Consider the following 17,193-nt stretch of genomic DNA (forward strand, 5'->3'; position numbering starts at 1 on the left):
AGTCTTTGCGAAATACACCTCAAGGGAGATCCGGCCATGCCGACCGCAGCCAAACGCCGTGCCGCCTTCAAAGCTCTTCACGAAAAAGGGCGTGCTTTCCTGATGCCGAATCCCTTCGATATCGGTACAGCCCGCATTCTGGACGGGTTGCGGTTTGACGCATTGGCCACGTCCAGCGCCGGATATGCCTGGACGCAAGGCGTGAAGGATGCCGAAGGGCTGATCACGCGCGACGATGCGCTCGGACATGCCGCCGACATCATTGCCGCGACCAGCGTGCCGGTGAACGGTGACCTGGAGAACGGGTTCGGCGACAGCCCGGACGATGTGGTGGCAACGGTCAAGGGGGCGATCGAGGTCGGCCTCGCCGGCTGCTCAATCGAGGATTACACGACCGATCCGAAACATCCCTACTACGATCTGGAGCTGGCGGTGGAGCGGATCAAGGCGGCGGTGGATGCCAAGAACCGGCTGGCGCCGGATTTCGTTCTGACTGCCCGCAGTGAAGGGCCCGTCCAGACGCAGCATGAACTTGACGAGACGATCAAGCGCCTTAACGCCTTTGCAGAGGCGGGTGCCGATTGCGTCTATGCACCGGAGCTGAACGACAAGGAACAGATTGCCGCCGTTCTGGCCGCCGTGAAAGCGCCGATGAACGTCCTGGCCGGGCGCAAGAACTTCCACCTGACCCGCAAAGAACTGGGCGACATGGGCGTTACGCGTGTCTCCATCGGGGCAGGTCTGGCACGGCTTGCCTACCGCGCCTTCATTGCTGCTGCCGAAGACATGAAAGACGGTGGCACGTTCGGCTGTTTCGACAGGACCGAAACCATGCCGGAAGGAATTCCCGATTTCGAATCCTTCATGAAAACAAGGCCCTGATCCGTAATGGACGCCCAACAAGTTTCCGAAGGCTTTGACCTGGCGAACCCGGGTGATGCAGTCGCAATGACCGAACTCGCCCGGCGGGCCTATGCGCATTATATCCCGGTCATCAACGCCGTGCCCGTGCCAATGACCGCCGATTATGCCGCGCATATACGGCAGGACGACGTCTGGGTGCTCCGCTCCGGCAACTCTCTTGCCGCCAGCCTCGTTCTGATCCGGCATCCGGACCATCTCCTGATCGAAAGCATTGCCGTTGATCCGGAAGAGCAGGGCAAGGGCCGTGGCAGGCAGCTGCTCGACTGGGCGCGGCGGCGGGCAGCGGACATCGGGCTGAGCGAAATCCGGCTCTATACCAACGTGCTCATGACCGAAAACCGGGCCTGGTACCAGCGTGCGGGCTTCGCGGAAACCCATCAGGAACAGCGCGGCGACAAGCGGATCGTCCACATGCGGCTGACTTTGTGACCAAGCTGCTTGCCAACTCCGGGTGCGCTGGAAAGCATTGATCCGGGGCCAGGCAGAGCCCGGCCCCGGATGTCAGCAGCTACGTAAGCCTTGGCCTTCCAGACCCGCTACTCCAAGCCCCAGGTTTTCTGCTTCTTCTGCTTCATGACACTTCGAACCATCTTGCCGAATGCCCGGTCCTTGGACCTGCGCTCCGCCAGACTTGCAGAGTTGAAGGCTTCTTCCGCCTTCAGCTTTCGCCACCTGTTCAGCCGGCCAGGTTCCAAGGTGCCCTCCTCCAGCGCGGCCTGAACAGCGCAACCGGGCTCCGTCTCGTGCCGGCAGTCAGTGAAGCGGCAACGGGATGCCAGTTCGTTCAGATCCGAGAACAGATCATCGATCCCGGCTGCCACATCCGTCAGCTGCAGTTCACGCATGCCCGGTGTATCCAGCACCAGACAGCCGCCTGGAACCACGTGGAGTTGCCGGTGGGTCGTCGTGTGACGGCCCTTGGCATCGTCTTCGCGAATAGCCTGCGTGGCTATGTCCTCGGTGCCTGAAAGCGCGTTGGTAAGCGTCGACTTGCCGACGCCCGAAGAGCCAAGGAAGGCAACTGTTTTGCCCGGCTTGCACCAGGCCGCGAGTTTCAGGCCCGGCTCATCGCCGCGCGCGTCCAGCGTCACGACCGGAACCGAATTCGAAATCGTCCGAGCCAGATCGACATAGTTTTCCGGATCGCTCGCCAGATCCGACTTGGTCAGGACGATCACCGGATCGATACCCGCCTCGAAAGCAAGGGCGATGTACCGCTCCAGCCGGGCGATATTGAAGTCCTGATTGCAGGAAGACACCACGAACACCGTGTCGATGTTGGCTGCGATCAGCTGGATCTGTCGATCGGTTCCGGGTGCACGGCGCTTGAGCAGGCTCTGCCGCTCCAGCACCCGGCTTGATGGCGGATGAGCGCGGTCCAGCAGCAACCAGTCGCCTACCGTGGCGTTCCTGACAGGCAGGATCACTTCGTCAAGCCCTTCGCCGACCACGTGAAACGCGTTTCGATGGACCTCGACAACACGGACGGGCGGTGTTGCCGTCAGCTCGTCGGAGCTGATCTGTTGTGCAAAATAGGGCCGCCAGCCAAGTGAAAGAAGCCGTGAAGTGTTTTTGTCCGGCCCATCGTTTCCGGGGCGTGCGGGAAAAAAGTCGGAATAGTTCCGTACCATTGGATTGTCTCGTGAATTAAACACACGTCATCAGGCGCCCGCCAAGGCACCGGTTCATGTATTCAAGGCTCTCTGATCTTCAGAGAGCCTGCTCACGCAATCTCTGACATCCAATCTCCATGGGACGCACCTCGAAGGTGCCCGTTACAAGTAGTCGCAAAGACGCCCCGATACAAGCATCCCGCAGATGTGACCAGGCTTATTCCGGTCGCTCGCCGACATAGGCGGCCCGAGGCCGGATCTGTTCCGGCGCCGCATATTGCTCCAGTGCATGAGCGATCCATCCGGTCATGCGGGCAGCGCAGAAGATGATCTTGCCGGCGTCCTTCGGCAGGTCATAGGTCTTTTGTGTGGCCGCCAGGGCAAGATCGATGTTCGGCGCTTCGCCAAACAGGTCACGCGCAACCGTAATCAAACCCGGCAGACGCTGAACGAAGGGATGCGCGGGCTCGCTGCGGTAAAGCACGTCGAGCAGGCAAGCGGCGCGCGGATCCGGACCCCGGTAGATTGTGTGACCGAAGCCGGGCAGGGGCTCGCCCCGGCTCAACCGGTCCGAAAGCAGGGTTTCTATGTCGGTGTCCGGCCCGACATCGGACAGCCATGCCGTTGTCCTGTCGGATGCAGCACCGTGGCGCGGACCGGCAAAGGCCCCCAGACCGGAAATGAGCGCCGCGTGAAGGGGCGCCCGGGTGGAGGCAGCGCAGCGCGTCGCGAAGGCACTGGTGTTGAGCTCGTGATCGGCACACAGGATCAGCGCCGCCCGGATCACGTTCTTCGCCGAAGACGACACGCCGAAAGCGTTGGCAATCTGCGTGTGGATCGGCACGTCGACCGGATCTGCGTTGAGGAGAGCTGCAACCGCGTAGCGCAGCAGGGCAGCGCCTTTCACCTGCAGAAGCTTGGGTGCCTGGGTGTAGGCCGCCTTGTCCTGCAGCGGCCAGGCGGCAAGGGCGACCATCAGCCGGTCCAGCGGCGCAAGCCCTTCCGGCAGGTTGGGCGGGGGCAATGGAGCGCTTTCGGCAAACGGGTCTTCCTGCGACGCCCAGAGCAGGGTCGCCACGGTTTCAAGCGTGGAGGTTTGCGCCAGATCGACCGCCGGCCGGCCACGATAGACCGGACCGGCTTCCGAAATCAGCGTCAGTTCGGTTTCAAGCACCGGGTCGCCGGTCAAGGGCCGAGCACCGGAGTAGTCGTCGGCAGCCTTGCGGCCTTTCATGCGGCGCACATCCACCGCGTCGTAGCGGCGCTGCTTGCCCGGGCCGGCAACGGAATTGATCAGCCCCCGGCTGACGTAGGCGTAGAGAGTCGCGGGCTGAACACCAAGTTCGGCAGCGGCTTCTCGGGCGGACAGGTAGATCGGCTTGCTCATACATTGATTTTAATTATCAACATTGATCAATGCAATCTTCTCTTTCTATCTGACCGGGAAAGAAAAGGAGATAGCCATGACCGAAGCGCCGAACCCCGCCCGGATGACGCCGGACCCGATAGCCGGTTTGGAGGGCGTTGTTGCCGCCACCACCATGCTCAGCCATGTCGACGGCCAAAAGGGTGTCCTCATCCTCTATGGCCGCCACATCGAAGATCTGGCCGGCAAGCTGAGCTTCGAGGAGGCCGTCCGGCATCTGTGGCAGGATTTCCAGATGCCTGAGGCCTCGTCCCTGCGTGAGGCTTTCGGTGAAGCCCGGCGGGCCGCCTTTGCCGTCATGCCGGTTCTTGAAGCTGCCCCTTCCAGCCTCGGCGTTTATGAACGCATGCAGCTGGGCCTGGCTGCCTTACCGATGTCCACCGGCTTGCCCGACGCGATTGCGATCAGCGGCGCATTGCCCGTCTTTCTGGCTGCGTCTCACCGGATTGCCAGGGGACAGACGCCGATCGCACCGGACAGCACCCTGGAGACCGCAACCGATCTTCTGCGCATGCTGACGGGCGCGCTGCCACCTGCCGACCATGCCGCCGCGCTCAATCGCTATCTGGTGACAATCCTGGATCACGGGCTGAACGCTTCCACCTTCACGGCACGCGTGATCGGCTCGACCCAGGCGAACCTGAAACAGGCCGTTCTTGGTGCGATGGGCGCCCTCAGCGGGCCGCTGCATGGCGGCGCGCCAGGCCCTGTGCTGGACATGATCGATGCTATCGGCAGTCCGGAAAACGCAGCTGCCTGGATCGGCGAAGCCTTGGCACGCAAGGAGAGGTTGATGGGATTCGGTCACCGGATCTACAGGACAAGGGATCCGCGCGCGGACGTCCTGAAGGCAGGGCTGCGCCTGCTTGGGCCTGACAACCCGAAAGTGCGTCTGGCGGAGGAGATCGAACAGGCAGCGCTTGCCGCACTGAAAACTGCCAAGCCCGACCGCCCGCTGGAAACCAACGTGGAGTTCTATACCGCCGTCCTGCTGGACGCGATCGGCATCGACCGGACCCTGTTCACGCCGCTGTTTGCCGTCGGCCGGACACCGGGCTGGTGCGCCCATGTTCTGGAACAGCAGGAAACCGGCAAGTTGATCCGGCCATCGTCGCATTATGTGGGACCGAGCCCCGCATGACGGAGACCAGCTGAAAGCTTGTTACCGCGAGATACCCAGCCCGGAAGACGGATCATCCGCCTTCCGGGTTCGTGTGTTCAACCGGTAGACCATGTCGCGCACCCACATGTGCAGCGGTGCGCGGTGGTTGAGCGTGGTCCACACGAGGCTGATCGTCACCGACGTTTCCACCGGGCAGGGAACCACATGAAGTCCATCCGCAACTGATCTGGACAGCCGTTCCGGCACCGTGGCGACGAGGTTCGATCCCGCGACCAGACGCTCCAGCCCGGCCGGGCTCGGCACGCGCAGGGCGACTTTCAAGTCCTTGTTCATGCGCTCAAGCTCGATGATGTAGCGCGACCGCCATTGACCACCGTAGGTGACGAGCACATGGTCGAGATCCAGATAATCGTCCAGGCTCAGTGCCGCTCCGGCTTTCGGATGCTCCGGATCGAGCAGGCAGACGTAGCGATCCTGATAGAGGTCGCGCCTGTAGAAATGCGGGTCCGACCGTTCGAACGGACCAAGCAGGAGATCCGCCTCATTGCGCAGCAGGCGCTCGTGACCGATCCCCGACGCATCGATGATCTCCAGGTCCAGGTTGGGCGCTTCGCGCTTCAGAAAATGAACGATTTCCGGAATGATCAGCACGCGTTCATAGAAGTTGCAGGCGATAGTGAAGGTCTGCGCCGCCGTCTTCGGATCGAAATCCGGCGGAGCGACCAGTTGCCGGAACTCGGCCGTCAACCGTTTGGCCTGATGGACGATATCTTCGCAGCGTTGTGTCGGGTGGAGCCGACGAGCCTGGCGGACGAACAGCGGATCCTGAAACACGTCCCGCAGCTTGTTGATCGTGTAGCTGACCGCTGACTGATTGACGCCGAGTTCTTCCGCCGCACGCGTGAACGAACGGAGCTGGTGCACCCAGACCAAGACCTGCAGCGCCCGAAAATCGACTTCCAACGGATCGCCCGGCATCGGCAATTTCCCCCCGGATCCGGCAAGAACACTCGCCACGATTTGTAAAATCAAAAAATTCGATGACAACTATAAAGTCAATCGTATTGCCTGATTTTATTCTGCCCGCTTAACCTGCCGTCAGTGCCGGATTTGGGAGGAGAAGGCAGATGGCGGTCGCACCTGTCGACGAAACGCTGACGCTTGCGGACCTGACGCGCGACCCCTATCCGATCTACAAGCGGATGCGGGCCGAAACGCCGATCGTTCAGGTTCCGGCGGCAAACCGTATCTTTCTGACCAAGGCGAAACACACCAAGATGGTGAAGGACGATCCCGAGCTTTACAGTTCGGACGATCCTGTCACACCGATGCGGCGCGCCTTTCTGGCCCACACGCTGATGCGCAAGGACGGCGAGGAACACCGGCGCGAGCGCATGGCCATGCAGCCGGCTTTCTCGCCCAAGGTCATCAAGACAGACTGGGCCGATCTCTACCGCAAGATTGCCGCGGAGTATCTCGACCGGCTGCCACGAGGCGAAACGGTCGACCTTTTCACTGACCTTTGCGGACCGGTGGCGGCACGGATCCTCGCGCACATCCTGGGTCTCGACGAAGTCGGCGACGCCGACATGCAGCGCTGGTCGCAGGTGCTGATCGACGGCGCCGGCAATTTCGGCTTCGCGGATGAACCGTTTGCCCGGTCCGATGCGGCCAATGCCGAAATGGATGCCGTGTTCGACAGCCTGATTGCCCGGCATCTGGCAGAGCCCAACAACTCCGCGTTCTCCGTCATGCTGAATGCCCGAGACCCGATCCCCAGAAGCCAGATCTACGCCAACATCAAGATTGCCATCGGTGGCGGCATCAACGAGCCGCGCGATGCGCTGGCAACCATCATCTATGGCCTGCTGACCAATCCGGACCAGCTTGAGGAAGTGAAGCGGCAGGACGCCTGGGCGGATGCATTCGAGGAAGGTGTCCGCTGGGTCGCGCCGATCCAGGCGTCGTCTCGCCGGGCGACGCGGGATCTGGAAATCGACGGCATCGACATTCCCGAAGGCGTGACGCTGATGACCATCCAGGCCTCGGCCAATCGCGACGAGGATCTCTACGAAGACGGCGAATCCTTCAACGTCTTTCGAAAGAAAGCGCCGCATCAGGCCTTCGGCAGCGGCCCGCACCATTGTGCCGGCGCCCATATCTCGCGGCGGACTGTCGGGGAAATCATGCTGCCGATGCTGTTCGAACGGTTCCCCGGCATGAAGCTGGACAAGCCCGAAGACGTTGTTTGGAGCGGTTTCGGTTTCCGTGGGCCCCTGAACCTGCCCGTCAAACTGAGCTGACAAAAAGAAACCAACCGGGCCGGGTCAGAGCCGGCTGAAAGGAAAACCGCATGGTGCAGATCACCTTCGTCCAGCCGAACGGCAGCCGGAAGACCATAGAAGCGAGCGAAGGGGCGAGCGTCATGGAAACGGCTGTCAGCCATGGGGTCGACGGCATCTTTGCCGAATGCGGCGGCGCGATGATGTGCGCCACCTGCCATTGCTACGTGGACGAGGCGTGGAGCGACAAGACCGGCGCGCGCACGGACGGCGAGGAAATCATGCTGGAATGCGCGGCCGCCGACTTGCGCGAAACATCCCGCCTGTCCTGCCAGATCAGGCTGACCGGTGCGCTCGACGGACTGGTGGTGCATCTGCCGGACGAGCAGGCGTGAGGAAACGATTTCGAACAAGGGAGGAAACCATGTCGAAGTACCGGATGATGAGATCGGTGGCCGCAGGTGCGCTCACCGTGGGAGCGGTTGCCGTGGCCGCGCTTTCACTGAGCCTTACGGCGGGCCAGGCCGTGGCAGCGGAGGTCACGCTGCGGCTGCACCAGATGCTGCCGGCGCAAGCCAGTGTGCCGAAGAACATCCTTGAACCGTGGATGGCCAGGATCGAGGAAGAATCGGGCGGGCGGATCGAGTTCCAGCATTTCCCCGCCATGCAGCTTGGCGGCAAGCCGCCGGAACTGGTCGACCAGGCCATCGACGGCATCGCGGACATCGTCTGGACCTTGCCTGGCTATACGCCCGGCCGCTTTCCAAGGACGGAAGTCTTCGAACTGCCCTTCGTCATGACCAATGCCGAGGCCGTGTCGCGTGCCTTCTGGCAACTGGCGGAAGAAACCATGCTGGACCAGGACTTCAAGGACATGAAGGTTCTGGGGCTCTGGGTGCATGGACCCGGGCTGATCCACTCCAAGGACCCGATCGACTCGCTCGACGACCTGAACGGCGTGAAGCTGCGGGCCCCGACGCGGGTGACCAACGACATGTTCAGTTCACTCGGGGCAACACCTGTCGGCATGCCTGTACCGGCGGTTCCGGAAGCCCTGTCCAAGGGCGTTATCGATGCCACCGTTGTGCCGTGGGAGGTGACCGGCGCGCTCAAGATCAACGAACTCGTCAGCAACCACACGGACTTCGGTGACGATGCTCTTTACACGGCAACCTTCGTGCTGGGCATGAACCGGGCAGCCTATGACGGACTGCCCGACGACCTGAAGGCGATCATCGACAAGAACTCCGGTCTTGAACTGTCCGGATTCGCAGGTGGCCAGATGCAGCGGGACGATGCCAAACCTCGCGACGAAGCGATCGAGAAGGGGGCGACGATGATTGTCCTTCCACCGGAAGAAGTTGCCCGCTGGAAGGAAGCCTCGGCACCAACGATTGAAAAATGGGTGGCCGAAATGGACGAAAAAGGCATGGACGGCACAGGGCTTTACAATCGCGCCATCGAGCTGATCGAGGAGAACACCGGGAAATAGCCGGCCAGGGGTGGTGTGCGGCTCCCCCACAGGGCTGCGTGCCTTTAGGCTCGCTTCGCGGCTTGCCTTTTCGACGGCCGCGCGGCATGTGCCGGTTATTCAGGGCGTCCCGTGATCTGTGGTCACGGGACGCCCGATTTTATTTACGCTTTACTGATGGTCATCCCGCCATCTGCGCTTCGCGAACGGCGTATTCGATCTCCTGAACGAGGCCGTCCTCCAGACCAAGCCGGGCAGCGAGCATCTGCAGGTAGGCCTTTTCCGCCGGATGATCCGGATCGATGGCAAGACGCGACGCGGCGTATATTTCGGCCGCAGTCTCCTCACAGGTTGCACTGGCCACGACCTTGTCCAGATCAAGCGGCGAGCGCAATTCGTCCATCAGGAACGCCTTCGCCTCGCTGTCCAGTCCGGCCTCGTCGATCTTGTCGAAAATCCGGTCCTGTTCGTCGCGATCAATATGACCGTCGGCCTTTGCGGCGGAGATCATTGCCGTCAACAAAGCGATTGCGGCCTGATGTTCGCCGCCCGGATGCTCACACGGATCGAAGGCGGTGCCGCGCGGTCCTTCCAGCGGGATCGGATCATCGGCCGGATACTGTGGGCGCGGCGCGTTCTGCTGATTGGCCTTGTGGCCCTGGTATGCCTTGTAGGCAAGGCCGGCAACCAGTGCGAGGCCGCCGTAGGTGACTGCCTTCTTGCCGAGCTTGCGTCCGCTCTTGCTGCCAAGCATGAGACCGGCCAGGCTGCCGAGTGCCAGACCGCCACCCTGGGACGACAGAAAATCCTTGCCCTGGGACAGGAGATCACCGGATCCACCCTTGCGGGCAGTCCCGCGCTGGCCGGATTGACCACCGCCCTGGGTCCCCAGAAACTGATCCAGCAAGGATTTTGCGTCGAACATATTCGGCTCCTTAAAATTGCCGCGTGAAGCGGTTTAAATCACGGTTGCACTATCAAATGGGATTTTCTGCAAGGGACGCAAGTTTGCGTTACACTCGGTCACACTTCTCCAATCCACAATGCTTGTCTTACAGGCAACAACGAGAACAATCTTGAACTTCCTCGCCTCAGTCCGCAGTCTTTCCCTACGATGCTGCCTCATCGCCGGGACTTTGGGGAGCGGGAGTGCGCATGCCCTGTCGCTGAACGACGAGGCCGATACCTACCGCAAGATCTGGCAGGAGGATCTGCTGAGCGCCTATTCGCGCACGCTTGCCGATGCAGGCGAAAGCACGACCGGCAATCTTTATGCCTTCAACATCAAGGGCTGCTCGCGTGAAGACGCGCCCGGAAGCCTGCTGTACATCCATGCGATCCAGGACCGTGGCCAGCCGCGCGGCAGCGAGTTTCCGACCTATGTGTTCACCTCGGGAACAAGGCAGGACAAACCGGAACTCGCATTCAAGACCTTTGCGGGAAAACGGATCTATCTCTCCGACACGATCACCTGTGAACCGGAGCGATGTCTTCTCTCGGGCAAGACCGGGTTTTCCGATGTCTGCCTGGCGGACCCATACGGCAACCCGGCACCGGATCTCAAAGGCCTGCGCAAGGATTTCTGGACCGATCTCATGGGCTGGCTGGGGCTTTGAGCGGTCATTTCAGCGGCAGCAGATTGTCGTCCTTCAAGGTTTCCATGGCAATGGACGAGCGCACATGATGGACCGCCTCCTGAGGCAGTAGCTCGTCGTTGATGATGTGGCTGAGCGCCTTCAGGTCCGGCACCACGATCTTCAGCATGTAATCGACATCGCCGGTCAGCGTGTGGGCCTCCTGCACTTCCGGCATGGCGGTCACCATGTTGCGGAACTTGCGGGCGTTTTCCCTGGAATGCGCGCCAAGCGTCACGCCGACATAGGCCGTCACCATCAGACCCAGGGCTTCCGGATCCAGTGCCGCCCGATACCGGCGGATGATACCCGCTTCTTCCAGTTTCTGCCGCCGCCTGGAAACCTGGCTTGCGGACAGGCCGATCACGTCACCCAACTCGGCATTGGTGAGGGCGGCATTGTTCTGCAAGGCGGCAAGCAACTTCACATCAAAGCCATCCAGCGCAATGGTCATGCGTCACTCCGAAATATCCTGCATGTTTCGTGCATCATCTTACGCGAAAACACGTGGATTGCACACACACTGCGCGCCCTTCACGGCATTCTGGCTGCAATGACCCGTTTTACCGAGGAGGACTTTCATGGGACCGTTCCCGCACGACGCGCCGCCGGCACAGATCACGTCTGAAAATCCGGCAGGGACCGATGGCTTCGAATTTGTCGAATTCGCCCATCCGGAACCGGAAAAGCTGGACGAACTGTTCCGCAAGATGGGCTACCTCCCCGTTGCAAAGCACAAGAGCAAGAACATCACGCTCTATCGCCAGGGTGACGTCACATATGTGCTGAATGCCGAACCGGGCAGCTTCGGCATGAAGTTCGTGGACACGCACGGCCCGTGCGCGCCTGCCATGGCCTGGCGCGTCGTCGATGCGCAAAAGGCGTTCGAGCATGCGGTTGCCAAAGGCGCGACGCCTTATGAAGGCGACGACAAGACCCTGGACGTTCCGGCAATTGTCGGCATCGGCGGCTCGCTGCTTTATTTTGTGGATACCTACGGCGCCAAAGGCTCGGCCTATTCCAGGGAATTCAACTGGCTGGGCGAGTTCGACCCCAAGCCGCAGGGCGTCGGCTTCTACTATCTCGACCACCTCACCCACAACGTCTATCGCGGCAACATGGACAAGTGGTGGGACTTCTATCGCGACCTGTTCAACTTCAAGCAGATCCATTTCTTCGACATCGACGGGCGGATCACCGGTCTCGTCAGCCGCGCGATCACCAGCCCTTGCGGCAAGATCCGTATTCCGCTGAACGAATCCAAGGACGATACCAGCCAGATCGAGGAATACCTGAAGAAGTACAACGGCGAAGGCATCCAGCACATTGCTGTCGGCACGGACAACATCTACCAGAGCACGGACCTTCTGGCGGACAACGGCCTGAAATTCATGCCCGGCCCGCCGGAAACCTATTACGAGATGTCCCATGCCCGGGTGAACGGCCACGACGAGCCGATCGAGCGGATGAAGCGCCACGGCATCCTGATCGATGGTGAGGGTGTGATCGACGGCGGCATGACCAAGATCCTGCTGCAGATCTTCTCCAAGACCGTGATCGGCCCGATCTTCTTCGAGTTCATCCAGCGCAAGGGTGACGAAGGATTTGGCGAAGGCAATTTCCGCGCCCTGTTCGAATCGATCGAGGAAGACCAGATCCGCCGCGGCGTCATCAAGACTGAAGCAGCCGAATAATCCCACTTGCAGGTTGCTTCTGAAAGGCCGCTGTCCTTCGGGAAAGCGGCCTTTGTTTTGCCCTGCGGTCCAGATTTTTCTTTTTCCGATGCAGCAAAGCCCGGACCTGGCTCAGAACTTGATCTTGTTTGCACGGCCCGAAGGAGTGGCCGCCCTGCCAAGCGACATGCCCCGGGGGAGCACGAAAAGTCACGCCATTTCCGGGTGTTGCGCCTCGCTGACAGCGCGATCCGGGGTTTCAGCGGGTATCAATGGAAAAAAATCTTGAGCGTCCTTGGCCGGATTAATCCCGTCTTTTCAATACGATAACGACACCCTGAAGTAGAAACTTGAAAAATTTCACGTGAATCACGTTTTTCCAAGGAACGATTCCATGTGGAACGGGTTTTACATACAGAGGCTGCCGAGTAGGCCCTCTGTTGCATTGTCTAAGCACAAACTCTTTATACCTCCGCACCCCCATGCGGAGGTTTTTTTTGCCTTGGCGCGGGCGGTACGCGCGACCTCCGCATGCGGGTATTCCCTTTCGTACCGTCAGACATCAGACAGCGTTCATGTTCGCCATGACCGCCTTTGCACCGATTTGCTTCAGGAAGGCCTGCGGGTCGAACGCGACCTTGCGGTATTCATCGGCAATCCGGGCTTTTGCCTCCAGAAAGACCTCTTCGTTCTGCCATTCGACAAAGGTGACGAATTTTGCCATCCCCTCGCCGGAAGGCTGCTCAAGCACAAGGTTCTGGCGGCACCCTTCGATGTTCTGAAGCAGGCCGCGAATGACATTGAGCCGTTCCAGCAGAACGTCTCGTGCCTCGAGCGGCACTTCAAAGCGGTCGACGCGGTAGATAGGCCGGGATTCCGTGTCCGATTTCATGCCTTTTCTCCTTGGGATTTGAAAGGAGAGAAAGCTCTACAACCTCAACTTAAATTGAGGTCAAGCGGATATTCGAACTGGCTGGCGGGAAGGGCTGCTCAGCCCTTCACCTTCGCTTCCAGCACGTCCCAGACCATGCCAGCCACATCCGGTCCGCCGAGATTGCGGATGGCGCGGATGCCTGTGGGGGCGGTGACGTTGATTTCTGTCAGGTTGCCGTCGATGACATCGATCCCCACCAGGATCAGGCCCTTCTCCTTCAGCGAAGGCCCGAGGCGCGCACAGATCTCGCGTTCGCGCTCGGTCAGCTCACTGTCGGTCGGCGCACCGCCCCGCACCATGTTGGAGCGCAGGTCGCCCGCGGCCGGAACGCGGTTGACCGCACCGGCGAACTGGCCATCAACCAGCAGGATGCGCTTGTCGCCGTGCTTCACATTGGGCAGGAACTGCTGGATGACCCAGGGCTCGCGGAAGGTCGCGGCAAAGAAGTCGTAGAGCGAACCGTAGTTGAGGTCGTCCTGGGTGATGCGGAAGACGGCCGCGCCACCATGGCCGAACAGCGGTTTCATGACGATGTCGCCGTATTCCTTCCGGAACAGATCGATTTCCGACTTGTCCTTGGTGATCAGGGTCGGCGGCATCAGGTCGGCGAATTCGGTCACGAACAGCTTTTCCGGCGCGTTGCGAACGGCTGCAGGATCGTTGACCACCAGAGTGTCCGGATGGATCTTTTCCAGAATGTGGGTCGCGGCGATGTAGGAGAGGTCAAACGGCGGATCCTGGCGCATCAGCACCACGTCCATCTCGCGCATGTTGAACCGGCTCTTTTCACCCAATGTGAAGTGATCACCCTTCACATCGCGCACTTCGATCGGCTCCAGCGCGCAGAACACTTCGTCACCGCGCATCGCCAGACGGTCGGGCGTGTAGTGATAAAGTTCATGTCCGCGAGACTGTGCTTCCAGCATCATTGCGAAGGCGCTGTCGCCGGCAATGTTGATGGACGAAACATGGTCCATCTGGACCGCAACTTTCAAAGCCATGAGGCAACTCCCGGCGGGCGGCGCCGCTTGAGCGCCTTTGGGATTTTCAGAACGATTGGTCCAGATATGCGGTGCGCAGTCGGCTTTGTCCAGAGGGGGAGGTCAGAAGGATCCGAGTTCGGTTCCCGTCATTCCAGAGACCGGCAAATGAGGTGAAGTCTCTCGGCCATAGTCAGCGTCACCCCGGCGACCGACGGGAGACCCGGGGCCTGCTCGTTTCAAGAGCGCTCGCAAGGTGGCGCAAACATTCGGGACATTGAGACCACTGTGAGCAAGCGGGTCAGCGAGCAAGCCCCGGATCTGCGCTGCGCTTGTCCGGCGTGACGCCGAAGGTGAATTTTCTCGGCAGCCGAAAAATTGCGCCCCGAACTACTCCCAGGCCTGAAACGCATTCACGATCCGCTCGGGCAAGGCGCGGGGCCGGACGACGATAATATCGAAGCGCAGGGTGAAGAACCCGGCCTTGGGGTGTTCCGTGACGAAGATCTTCGCGGCACGCGAGATGCGCTTCTGGCTGGCGGGCGTGACGGCTTCCAGCGCCGCCTGCCGCGATTTGCGGGCCTTGACCTCGATGAAGGCGACTGTCTTGCGCCGCTTGGCGATGAGATCGATCTCGCCAGCCTTTGTCTTGTAGCGGCGTTTGAGAATGCGCCAGCCGGTGAGGCGCAGGTACCAGGCGGCAAGGGTTTCGGCAGAAAGGCCCAGGGCATGTGCCCGGCGGCGGCGATCGGTTTCTGCCGGTTGCCTTCCGGCTCCGCCGGGACGACGTGCCATCAGGCGTCGTCCGCCTTCAGTTCCAGCGCGCGCTTATAGACCTCGTTGCGGTCAAGCCCCGTCGCTTTTGAGATTTTCTTGGCCGCGGCACTGACCGGCATTTCGGTGAGTGCCTCACTCAGCAAGGCATCCAGATCGTCCACCTCGGCTTCCGGCTTGTCTTCCGGCGGACCGACGAGAATGACGATTTCACCCTTGACCTGCCGGCCCTCGAACCGGGTGCCCAGATCTTCCAGAGTGCCACGCTCGAAGGTTTCGAACCGCTTGGTCAGCTCGCGCGCGACGACGGCTTCGCGGCCGGGGCCGAGCAGTTCCGCCATCAGCGCCAGGGTCGCGGCGGTGCGGTGGGGCGATTCAAAGAAAATCAGCGTCGAAGGCACCTTGGCCAGCTCTTCCAGCCGCCGGGACTTCGGGCCTCCCTTTTGAGGCAGGAAGCCGGCGAAAAGCACCGTATCGCTCGGCAGACCCGCGGCGACAAGGCCAGCCAGCGGGGCCGACGCACCGGGGATCGGGATGACTTTATGCCCTTCTGCGACCACATCACGCACCAGCCGGTAGCCCGGGTCGGAAACCAGGGGCGTGCCAGCATCGGACACCAGCGCCACGGCGCGGCCTTCCGCCAGAGCTTCCAGGATCTTCGGCCGCTGCTTGTCGGCATTGTGTTCGTGATACGGGAGAAGCGGCGTTTTCAGCGAAAACCGCTGGGTGAGCGTTGCCGTGACCCGCGTATCCTCGCAAGCGATTACGCTTGCTGCAGCAAGCGTTTCCAGGGCCCTGACGGTAATATCGCCGAGGTTGCCGATCGGCGTGGAGACGATGTAGAGCGCGGGTTCCAGATTGGGTGCAGTGAAGACATTTTCGGAGAGGCTGTAGCGGTTCTTGTCCGCAGCCGGCCCGGCTGTTTCCTTGACCATGTCGCCTTTCCTCTTGTCCGCCGCGAATTGCAGCATCGGCCCCGTTTGCGCCCTTGCGCTAGCCTTTCAATACAACCGATGCAAGGCAAATCCACCGTTGATCGGGCCGATATGCCATTGAAAGGCCACTAAATCTTTACAGGCCTGTAGCGAATACGTAAGTCTTTCCCAAAGGGTGAACCAACAAATATGGCAAGTGCAAGACGGGGCGACATCGTGCAACAGCACAGACGTGTTTTCTTGAAAACGGCGCTGGCTGGAGCCAGCACGATGTTGCTGGGTGGCTGCATGGGGTCCACGCTCGGTTCTCTGCCGGGTGACCAGATCCAGCCAAGTGCCCAGCCGCAACCGACTGGTGAAATCATCGGCACGGGCGGGGTGCGCATCGGATTGCTGTTGCCATTGGCAAGCTCCGACGGCAATGCCTCCATCGGTACGGTTTTCAAGAACGCCGCCTCTCTGGCGCTGCAGAACTTCCCGAGCGCGGATGTGCAGTTGCTGGTGAAAGATACCGGCGGCACGTCCGAAGGCGGACGCGCGGCAGCGCAGGCTGCGATTTCGGAAGGCGCGGAACTGATCCTTGGCCCGGTGTTCTCACCAGCGGTATCCGGCGCTGCGCAGGCTGCGCGGGCAACCGGCGTTCCGGTCATTGCCTTCTCTACCGACACCTCCGTCGCATCCCGGGGCGTCTATCTGCTCAGCTTCCTGCCGGAAAGCGACGTGAAACGGGTCGTTGGCTATGCCAACAGCCAGAAGAGACATTCCTATACCGCCCTGATCCCCGAAGGCTCCTATGGTGCAATCGTCGAGGCGGCGTTCCGCCAGGAAGTCGGCCGCGGAGCAGGCAGGATCGCATCGATCCAGCGCTATTCCATGAACGGATCGGACACATCCGATCTTGTTGCCAAGACCACGGCGCTGAAATCGGTTCTGAACAATGCAGACGCCCTGTTCGTACCGGCCGGGGGCGGTGTGCCGGCAGTTGTCGTGCAGACCCTGGTCAGCCAGGGCGCCAATCTGGGCAATGTGAAATTGCTCGGGACCGGACAGTGGGACTCTCCCCAGGTCAAGAACAACCCGGTGCTTGCCGGTGCCTGGTTCGCCGGGCCGGAGGACAAGGGTTTCCTGGCCTTTGCCCAACGCTACCAGAGCATCTATGGCTCCGCACCGCCGCGCAATGCCAGCCTGGTCTATGACGGTGTCACGCTGGCCGCGGGCCTGATCCGCTCCGCCGGACAGCAGCGCTTCCAGCAGAACATCATCACCAACCGCGATGGCTTCATCGGCATTGACGGATTGTTCCGCTTCCAATCCAATGGCCTCAACCAGCGGGGCCTTGCCGTCTACCAGATCACCGGGCAGGGCACACAGGTGATTTCTCCGGCACCACGGGATTTCCGCACCGGATTCTGATCTTATCCGCC

18 protein-coding genes are annotated in these 17,193 nt (G+C 61.0%); 9 read left to right on the forward strand and 9 right to left on the reverse strand.

From position 1 onward, the window contains the following. Nucleotides 1–36: 36 nt before the first annotated feature. Complete coding sequence (locus tag HCG46_RS20250) at nt 37–882, forward strand: isocitrate lyase/phosphoenolpyruvate mutase family protein (RefSeq protein WP_168687237.1); 846 nt, start codon at nt 37–39, stop codon at nt 880–882. 6 nt (nt 883–888) lie between these two features. Continuing rightward, entirely contained in the window at nt 889–1,353 is a 465-nt protein-coding gene (locus HCG46_RS20255; RefSeq protein ID WP_168687238.1) for a GNAT family N-acetyltransferase, read from the forward strand. A 107-nt stretch (nt 1,354–1,460) separates the two neighbouring features. Here the strand turns inward: HCG46_RS20255 and rsgA are convergent, their stop codons facing one another. Beyond that, the gene (gene rsgA / locus HCG46_RS20260; protein WP_168687239.1) at nt 1,461–2,555 is read right to left on the reverse strand and encodes a ribosome small subunit-dependent GTPase A; all 1,095 of its coding nucleotides are present in this window, start codon (nt 2,553–2,555) and stop codon (nt 1,461–1,463) included. A gap of 199 nt (nt 2,556–2,754) precedes the next feature. Continuing rightward, a complete protein-coding gene (locus tag HCG46_RS20265; RefSeq protein ID WP_075284145.1) occupies nt 2,755–3,924 on the reverse strand; it encodes a citrate/2-methylcitrate synthase in 1,170 nt (389 codons plus the stop codon). A 76-nt stretch (nt 3,925–4,000) separates the two neighbouring features. Here HCG46_RS20265 and HCG46_RS20270 point away from each other — a divergent pair, with 76 nt between their 5' ends. After that, a complete protein-coding gene (locus HCG46_RS20270) occupies nt 4,001–5,104 on the forward strand; it encodes a citrate synthase/methylcitrate synthase (protein WP_168687240.1) in 1,104 nt (367 codons plus the stop codon). A gap of 21 nt (nt 5,105–5,125) precedes the next feature. Here HCG46_RS20270 and HCG46_RS20275 read toward each other — a convergent pair whose 3' ends face one another. Beyond that, nucleotides 5,126–6,064, reverse strand: a complete 939-nt coding sequence (locus HCG46_RS20275) for a LysR family transcriptional regulator (protein WP_168687241.1) — start codon at nt 6,062–6,064, stop codon at nt 5,126–5,128. 149 nt (nt 6,065–6,213) lie between these two features. Here HCG46_RS20275 and HCG46_RS20280 point away from each other — a divergent pair, with 149 nt between their 5' ends. The 3 genes from HCG46_RS20280 to HCG46_RS20290 are packed head-to-tail and all read left to right on the forward strand — an operon-like array spanning nt 6,214 to nt 8,860. Beyond that, a complete protein-coding gene (locus HCG46_RS20280; RefSeq protein ID WP_168687242.1) occupies nt 6,214–7,389 on the forward strand; it encodes a cytochrome P450 in 1,176 nt (391 codons plus the stop codon). A 50-nt stretch (nt 7,390–7,439) separates the two neighbouring features. Further along, nucleotides 7,440–7,763 (forward strand): 2Fe-2S iron-sulfur cluster-binding protein, encoded by a 324-nt coding sequence (locus HCG46_RS20285; RefSeq protein ID WP_152505005.1) that lies wholly within the window; start codon nt 7,440–7,442, stop codon nt 7,761–7,763. 29 nt (nt 7,764–7,792) lie between these two features. Next, on the forward strand, nt 7,793–8,860 hold the full coding sequence (locus HCG46_RS20290; protein WP_235814946.1) for a TRAP transporter substrate-binding protein: 1,068 nt from the start codon (nt 7,793–7,795) through the stop codon (nt 8,858–8,860). 160 nt (nt 8,861–9,020) lie between these two features. On the opposite strand, the gene HCG46_RS20295 is transcribed toward HCG46_RS20290, so the two are convergent. Then, on the reverse strand, nt 9,021–9,764 hold the full coding sequence (locus tag HCG46_RS20295) for a tellurite resistance TerB family protein (protein WP_168687243.1): 744 nt from the start codon (nt 9,762–9,764) through the stop codon (nt 9,021–9,023). A 151-nt stretch (nt 9,765–9,915) separates the two neighbouring features. Here HCG46_RS20295 and HCG46_RS20300 point away from each other — a divergent pair, with 151 nt between their 5' ends. Continuing rightward, nucleotides 9,916–10,455, forward strand: a complete 540-nt coding sequence (locus HCG46_RS20300; RefSeq protein ID WP_145903837.1) for a hypothetical protein — start codon at nt 9,916–9,918, stop codon at nt 10,453–10,455. A gap of 4 nt (nt 10,456–10,459) precedes the next feature. Here the strand turns inward: HCG46_RS20300 and HCG46_RS20305 are convergent, their stop codons facing one another. Continuing rightward, nucleotides 10,460–10,927, reverse strand: a complete 468-nt coding sequence (locus HCG46_RS20305; RefSeq protein ID WP_023002331.1) for an Lrp/AsnC family transcriptional regulator — start codon at nt 10,925–10,927, stop codon at nt 10,460–10,462. Between the two features lie 127 nt (nt 10,928–11,054). Here HCG46_RS20305 and hppD point away from each other — a divergent pair, with 127 nt between their 5' ends. Further along, nucleotides 11,055–12,167 carry a 4-hydroxyphenylpyruvate dioxygenase gene (gene hppD, locus HCG46_RS20310; protein WP_023002332.1) on the forward strand — a complete coding sequence of 371 codons (1,113 nt, stop codon included), beginning with the start codon at nt 11,055–11,057 and terminating at the stop codon, nt 12,165–12,167. 541 nt (nt 12,168–12,708) lie between these two features. Here hppD and HCG46_RS20315 read toward each other — a convergent pair. The 4 genes from HCG46_RS20315 to rsmI all read right to left on the reverse strand — a co-directional run bounded on the left by HCG46_RS20315 (nt 12,709) and on the right by rsmI (nt 15,769). Then, nucleotides 12,709–13,038 carry a hypothetical protein gene (locus tag HCG46_RS20315; RefSeq protein WP_023002333.1) on the reverse strand — a complete coding sequence of 110 codons (330 nt, stop codon included), beginning with the start codon at nt 13,036–13,038 and terminating at the stop codon, nt 12,709–12,711. Nucleotides 13,039–13,136: 98 nt separating this feature from the next. Beyond that, nucleotides 13,137–14,081, reverse strand: coding sequence for a glutathione synthase (gene gshB / locus HCG46_RS20320; RefSeq protein ID WP_023002334.1), 945 nt, complete (start codon nt 14,079–14,081; stop codon nt 13,137–13,139). Between the two features lie 369 nt (nt 14,082–14,450). Next, complete coding sequence (locus HCG46_RS20325) at nt 14,451–14,855, reverse strand: YraN family protein (RefSeq protein ID WP_023002335.1); 405 nt, start codon at nt 14,853–14,855, stop codon at nt 14,451–14,453. Further along, nucleotides 14,855–15,769 (reverse strand): 16S rRNA (cytidine(1402)-2'-O)-methyltransferase, encoded by a 915-nt coding sequence (rsmI, locus tag HCG46_RS20330; RefSeq protein WP_168687244.1) that lies wholly within the window; start codon nt 15,767–15,769, stop codon nt 14,855–14,857. Before rsmI ends, HCG46_RS20325 begins: the two co-directional genes overlap by 1 nt. Nucleotides 15,770–15,958: 189 nt before the next feature. Here rsmI and HCG46_RS20335 point away from each other — a divergent pair, with 189 nt between their 5' ends. Next, nucleotides 15,959–17,182 (forward strand): penicillin-binding protein activator, encoded by a 1,224-nt coding sequence (locus HCG46_RS20335; RefSeq protein WP_023014453.1) that lies wholly within the window; start codon nt 15,959–15,961, stop codon nt 17,180–17,182. Nucleotides 17,183–17,193 lie beyond the last annotated feature (11 nt).

Source organism: Labrenzia sp. PO1, from assembly GCF_012273635.1.
GTDB classification, from domain to species: Bacteria; Pseudomonadota; Alphaproteobacteria; order Rhizobiales; family Stappiaceae; genus Roseibium; species Roseibium algicola.

Coding starts and splice junctions, on each gene's coding strand:
- hppD (WP_023002332.1), top strand. CDS start 11,055: ATGGGACCGTTCCCGCACGACGCGCCGCCGGCACAGATCACGTCTGAA.
- HCG46_RS20250 (WP_168687237.1), top strand. CDS start 37: ATGCCGACCGCAGCCAAACGCCGTGCCGCCTTCAAAGCTCTTCACGAA.
- rsgA (WP_168687239.1), bottom strand. CDS start 2,555: ATGGTACGGAACTATTCCGACTTTTTTCCCGCACGCCCCGGAAACGAT.
- HCG46_RS20275 (WP_168687241.1), bottom strand. CDS start 6,064: ATGCCGGGCGATCCGTTGGAAGTCGATTTTCGGGCGCTGCAGGTCTTG.
- HCG46_RS20315 (WP_023002333.1), bottom strand. CDS start 13,038: ATGAAATCGGACACGGAATCCCGGCCTATCTACCGCGTCGACCGCTTT.
- HCG46_RS20295 (WP_168687243.1), bottom strand. CDS start 9,764: ATGTTCGACGCAAAATCCTTGCTGGATCAGTTTCTGGGGACCCAGGGC.
- gshB (WP_023002334.1), bottom strand. CDS start 14,081: ATGGCTTTGAAAGTTGCGGTCCAGATGGACCATGTTTCGTCCATCAAC.
- HCG46_RS20335 (WP_023014453.1), top strand. CDS start 15,959: ATGGCAAGTGCAAGACGGGGCGACATCGTGCAACAGCACAGACGTGTT.
- HCG46_RS20290 (WP_235814946.1), top strand. CDS start 7,793: ATGTCGAAGTACCGGATGATGAGATCGGTGGCCGCAGGTGCGCTCACC.
- HCG46_RS20265 (WP_075284145.1), bottom strand. CDS start 3,924: ATGAGCAAGCCGATCTACCTGTCCGCCCGAGAAGCCGCTGCCGAACTT.
- HCG46_RS20305 (WP_023002331.1), bottom strand. CDS start 10,927: ATGACCATTGCGCTGGATGGCTTTGATGTGAAGTTGCTTGCCGCCTTG.
- HCG46_RS20270 (WP_168687240.1), top strand. CDS start 4,001: ATGACCGAAGCGCCGAACCCCGCCCGGATGACGCCGGACCCGATAGCC.
- HCG46_RS20325 (WP_023002335.1), bottom strand. CDS start 14,855: ATGGCACGTCGTCCCGGCGGAGCCGGAAGGCAACCGGCAGAAACCGAT.
- HCG46_RS20255 (WP_168687238.1), top strand. CDS start 889: ATGGACGCCCAACAAGTTTCCGAAGGCTTTGACCTGGCGAACCCGGGT.
- rsmI (WP_168687244.1), bottom strand. CDS start 15,769: ATGGTCAAGGAAACAGCCGGGCCGGCTGCGGACAAGAACCGCTACAGC.
- HCG46_RS20285 (WP_152505005.1), top strand. CDS start 7,440: ATGGTGCAGATCACCTTCGTCCAGCCGAACGGCAGCCGGAAGACCATA.
- HCG46_RS20280 (WP_168687242.1), top strand. CDS start 6,214: ATGGCGGTCGCACCTGTCGACGAAACGCTGACGCTTGCGGACCTGACG.